The organism is Micromonospora endophytica, assembly GCF_003236305.1.
In the GTDB taxonomy this organism is placed as follows: Bacteria; Actinomycetota; Actinomycetes; order Mycobacteriales; family Micromonosporaceae; genus Micromonospora; species Micromonospora endophytica.
Genome location: NZ_POTX01000371.1, coordinates 1 through 4,105, shown reverse-complemented (window position 1 = coordinate 4,105; position 4,105 = coordinate 1). Strand labels below are relative to the sequence as shown.

Below are 4,105 nucleotides of genomic sequence, written 5' to 3'. Positions count from 1 at the left end.
GAGAGAGAACAGGCCGGGGACGGCCCGGTCGGTCAGGTCCAGGCGTCGGGGTCGGCGGCGAGCTTGGTGACCTGCTCGGGCAGCAGGTTCTGGGCCACGTCGGCGATTGTCACCAGTTCGAGGATCTGACGCTCGCTGGCGCGCAGGGCGATCCAGACGTCCTGGAGTGCGCGGGCCGCCCCGGTGTAACCGAGCTGCTCGGGGCGCTGTCCCCGGATGTGTGCCAACGGCCCGTCGATCACCCGGATCACCTCGGCGAGGGAGATCTCCTCTGCCGGGCGGGCCAACCAGTAGCCGCCCTCCGGGCCACGCTGCGCCTGCACCACGCCACCGCGACGCAACTGGAGCAGGATGCTCTCCAGGAACTTCGGCGGAATCTCCTGCGCCCGGGCGATCTGGTCGGCGGTCACCGGGCGGCTGCGACCAGCCTTGGTCACCGAGGCCAGTTCGGTGACCGCGCGGAGGGCATAGTCGACCCGGGCGGAGAGACGCATGCCGCACAGGTTAACGGCCAGCTGATTGATCCAGCCGTTCACCCCTGGACCGATCGGCTCACTTGGTTATGCAAAGGGCCCGGTCACGCCCCGACGCGGCGCAGCAGCCCTTCCTGCACGGCGCTGGCGATGTGCCGCCCGTCCACGGTGAACATCCGGCCGGCGGCCAGGCCCCGCGCCCCCGAGGCCGACGGGCTCTCGCAGTCGTAGAGGAACCACTCGTCGGCGCGGAACGGCCGGTGGAACCAGAGCGCGTGGTCGAGACTCGCTCCGACCACACCGCCGGGCCCCCACACCTCGCCGTGCATGGAGAGCACCGAGTCGAGCAGGGTCAGGTCGGAGGCGTACGTCAGGGCGCAGGCGTGCAGCAGCGGGTCGTCGGGGAGCTTGCCGTCGATGCGCATCCACACCCGCTGGTGCGGTTCGGCCGGTCGGTCACCGGGAGCCACCCAGCCAGGCTCGCCGACGTAGCGTACGTCGATCGGTCGGGGGATCTGCCCCCAGATGCCCAGTCGCTCGGGATAGCGGGCGAGCCGCTCCGGCATGGTCGGCACCTCGTCCGGTCCGGGCACGTGCGGCGGGACGGGAGTCTGGTGGTCCAGCCCCTCCTCGGTGCGCTGGAACGAGGCGGACATGAAGAAGATCGGCTTTCCGTGCTGGAGCGCGACCGAGCGGCGTACCGAGAAGGAACGGCCGTCGCGGATGTTCTCCACCTCGTACGCGATCGGCTCGGCCGGGTCTCCGGCCCGCACGAAGTAGCCGTGCAGCGAGTGGACCACCCGTTCCGGGTCGACGGTCCGACCGGCGGCGACCAGGGCCTGGCCGGCGACCTGGCCGCCGTACACCCGCTGCGGGCCGACCGGGGGGCTCATCCCCCGGAACGACATGGTGCCGGTCGACGCGAGGTCGAGCACCTCCAGCAGCTGGTCGACGGCGGCCTGGCCGACGACGGGCCCGTCGGTCACTGCAACGCCCGCGCGGTGGCGGCGTCGACGAGCGATCCGAGCTGGTGCACCCGCAGCGTGTTGGTCGACCCGGGGCTGCCGGGCGGGCTGCCGGCGACGATCACCACGTAGTCGCCGGGGGTGGCCCGGTTGAGCCCGAGCAGCGCCTGGTCGACCTGGCGGAACATGTCGTCGGTGTGCTGCACGAACGGCATCAGGAAGGTTTCCACGCCCCAGCAGAGGGCGAGCTGGCTGCGCACCTCGGGCACCGGGGTGAAGGCCAGCAGCGGCAGGTCGCAGTGCAGCCGGCTGAGCCGGCGCACGGTGTCGCCGGTCTGCGAGAACGCGACGAGCGCCTTGGCGCCGATGGCCCGGGCGATGGAGGACGCCGCGACGGTGAGCGCGCCACCGTGCGTACGCGGATCGTGCTGGAGCCGGGGGACGGCGATCGAGCCGGCCTCGGTGGTCGTGACGATCTTGGCCATGGTGCTGACCGTGAGCACAGGATACTTACCCACGCTGGTCTCGCCGGAGAGCATCACCGCGTCGGCGCCGTCGAGCACCGCGTTGGCGACGTCGGACGCCTCGGCGCGGGTCGGCCGGGAGTTCTCGATCATCGAGTCGAGCATCTGGGTGGCCACGATCACCGGCTTGGCGTTCTCCCGGCACAGCTGCACGGCGCGCTTCTGCACCAGCGGCACCTCGTCCAGCGGCAACTCGACGCCGAGGTCACCACGGGCGACCATGACCCCGTCGAAGGCGAGCACGATCGCCTCCAGGTGGTCCACCGCCTCCGGCTTCTCGACCTTGGCCAGCACCGGCCGCTGCACACCGACCTCACTCATGATCGAGTGACAGAGCTTGATGTCGTCGGCGGAGCGGACGAAGGAGAGCGCGACCAGGTCGACACCGAGGTTGAGCGCGAAGCGCAGGTCGTCGGCGTCCTTCTCCGACAGCGCGGGCACGCTGACCGCCACGTTGGGCAGCGACACACCCTTGTTGTTGCTGACCGGCCCGCCCTCGGTGACCAGCACCCGGATGTCGTTGCCGGTGACGTCGGTGACCTCGACAGCGACCCGGCCGTCGTCGATCAGCAGCCGGTCACCCGGCTTGACCTCCTGCGGCAGCTTCCGGTAGGTGCAGGAGACCCGCTCCTTGCTGCCCACGACGTCGTCGCCGGTGATCACCACAGAGTCACCGGTGCGCCACTCGTGCGGGCCGTCGGCGAACCGGCCCAGCCGGATCTTCGGCCCCTGGAGGTCGGCCAGGATCGCCACCGGCTGGCCGGCCGCCTCGGCGGCTTCCCGGACGAGGTGGTACACCGCCTCGTGGTCGGCGTGGCTGCCGTGGCTGAAGTTGAGCCTGGCCACGTTCATGCCGGCCTCGACGAGCCCCCGGATGCGCTCGGGCGACGAGGTGGCGGGACCAAGAGTGCAAACGATCTTCGCGCGGCGTGTCACGCCCATCAGGCTAGTCTCTCCTCCGGGTCGGACCACGGGCCGACCCCTTGCGCAAAGCGGAACAATTGTCCAACAGCGCACGGTGTCCGCGCGCTGACCGGCGGGTGCGACCGCGCCGGACGATCGATGGCGGGCGACAGCGACCGCGCGCCGGAATGGTACGCCCCCGACACCAGTGTCCGCCGAGGTGCTCCACGTGAACGACCGATCGTGATGAATCCGAGGCGCAACGTGACGCCCTTCGGCGGGCGGCACTTCACCGGGCGGCAGGCACCCGGGCTGGCTAGATTGGCTGCTGAGAGCGCACCAGCGACCGAGGGAGACACCGCATGGCAGTCGAGGCCGGCACCCAGCCCGCGAAGGATTCCGGCACCTACCGCATCGGTGGGGACCTGACGGTCGATCGGCTCGGCTACGGGGCGATGCAGCTCACCGGGCCGGGCGTCTGGGGAGATCCGAAGGACCCGGCCGAGGCGGTCCGGGTGCTGCGCCGGGCGTACGAACTCGGCGTGACGTTCATCGACACCGCTGACTCGTACGGCCCGTTCGTCTCCGAGTTGCTGATCAAGGAGGCGCTGCACCCGTACGCCGATGATCTCGTCATCGCGACGAAGGCCGGACTGACCCGCAGCGGTCCGGGCGACTGGCGGCCGGTGGGCCGCCCGGAGTACCTGCGTCAGCAGTGCGAGCTGAGCCTGCGTCACCTCGGCCTGGAGACCATCGGGCTCTATCAACTGCACCGGATCGACCGGAAGGTGCCGCTCGCCGACCAGCTCGGTGAACTGCTGCTGCTGCGGGAGGAAGGCAAGATCCGGCACATCGGCCTCTCCGAGGTGACCGTCGCGCAGATCGAGGCGGCCCGCGAGATCGCGCCGATCGTCTCGGTGCAGAACCTCTACAACCTGGCCAACCGCAGCGCCGAGGACGTCCTGACGTACTGCGAGAACAACGACATCGCGTTCATTCCGTGGTTCCCGATCGCCACCGGCGAGCTGGCCCGGCCCGGCGGACCGCTGGACAAGATCTCACACGAGCACGGTGCGACCCCCGCGCAGCTTGCCCTGGCCTGGCTGCTGCGCCGCTCCCCCGTCATGCTCCCCATCCCCGGCACCAGCTCAGTGGCCCACCTGGAGGAAAACGTAGCCGCCGCCCAGGTCCCCCTCACCAACACCGACTACGAATCCCTCTCCACCACCACCTAACACCC

The 4,105-nt window shown here is 70.4% G+C and carries 4 protein-coding genes; 1 reads left to right on the top strand and 3 read right to left on the bottom strand.

What is annotated here, in order from left to right:
• Window positions 1-32: 32 nt before the first annotated feature.
• The 3 genes from C1I93_RS29185 to pyk all read right to left on the bottom strand — a co-directional run bounded on the left by C1I93_RS29185 (window position 33) and on the right by pyk (window position 2,904).
• Complete coding sequence (locus C1I93_RS29185) at window positions 33-494, bottom strand: RrF2 family transcriptional regulator (RefSeq protein ID WP_111246477.1); 462 nt, start codon at window positions 492-494, stop codon at window positions 33-35.
• 83 nt (window positions 495-577) lie between these two features.
• Complete coding sequence (locus tag C1I93_RS29180) at window positions 578-1,459, bottom strand: acyl-CoA thioesterase (RefSeq protein ID WP_111246476.1); 882 nt, start codon at window positions 1,457-1,459, stop codon at window positions 578-580.
• On the bottom strand, window positions 1,456-2,904 hold the full coding sequence (gene pyk, locus C1I93_RS29175; protein WP_111246475.1) for a pyruvate kinase: 1,449 nt from the start codon (window positions 2,902-2,904) through the stop codon (window positions 1,456-1,458). Before pyk ends, C1I93_RS29180 begins: the two co-directional genes overlap by 4 nt.
• Before the next feature lie 323 nt (window positions 2,905-3,227).
• On the opposite strand from pyk, the gene C1I93_RS29170 reads away from it, so the two are divergent.
• Window positions 3,228-4,100: an aldo/keto reductase gene (locus C1I93_RS29170; RefSeq protein WP_111246474.1), complete on the top strand. Its 873-nt coding sequence runs from the start codon at window positions 3,228-3,230 to the stop codon at window positions 4,098-4,100.
• Window positions 4,101-4,105: the final 5 nt, after the last annotated feature.

Bases quoted from the DNA above. Each gene is read 5' to 3' on its own strand.
- C1I93_RS29185 (WP_111246477.1), bottom strand. From the start codon at position 494: ATGCGTCTCTCCGCCCGGGTCGACTATGCCCTCCGCGCGGTCACCGAA.
- pyk (WP_111246475.1), bottom strand. From the start codon at position 2,904: ATGGGCGTGACACGCCGCGCGAAGATCGTTTGCACTCTTGGTCCCGCC.
- C1I93_RS29170 (WP_111246474.1), top strand. From the start codon at position 3,228: ATGGCAGTCGAGGCCGGCACCCAGCCCGCGAAGGATTCCGGCACCTAC.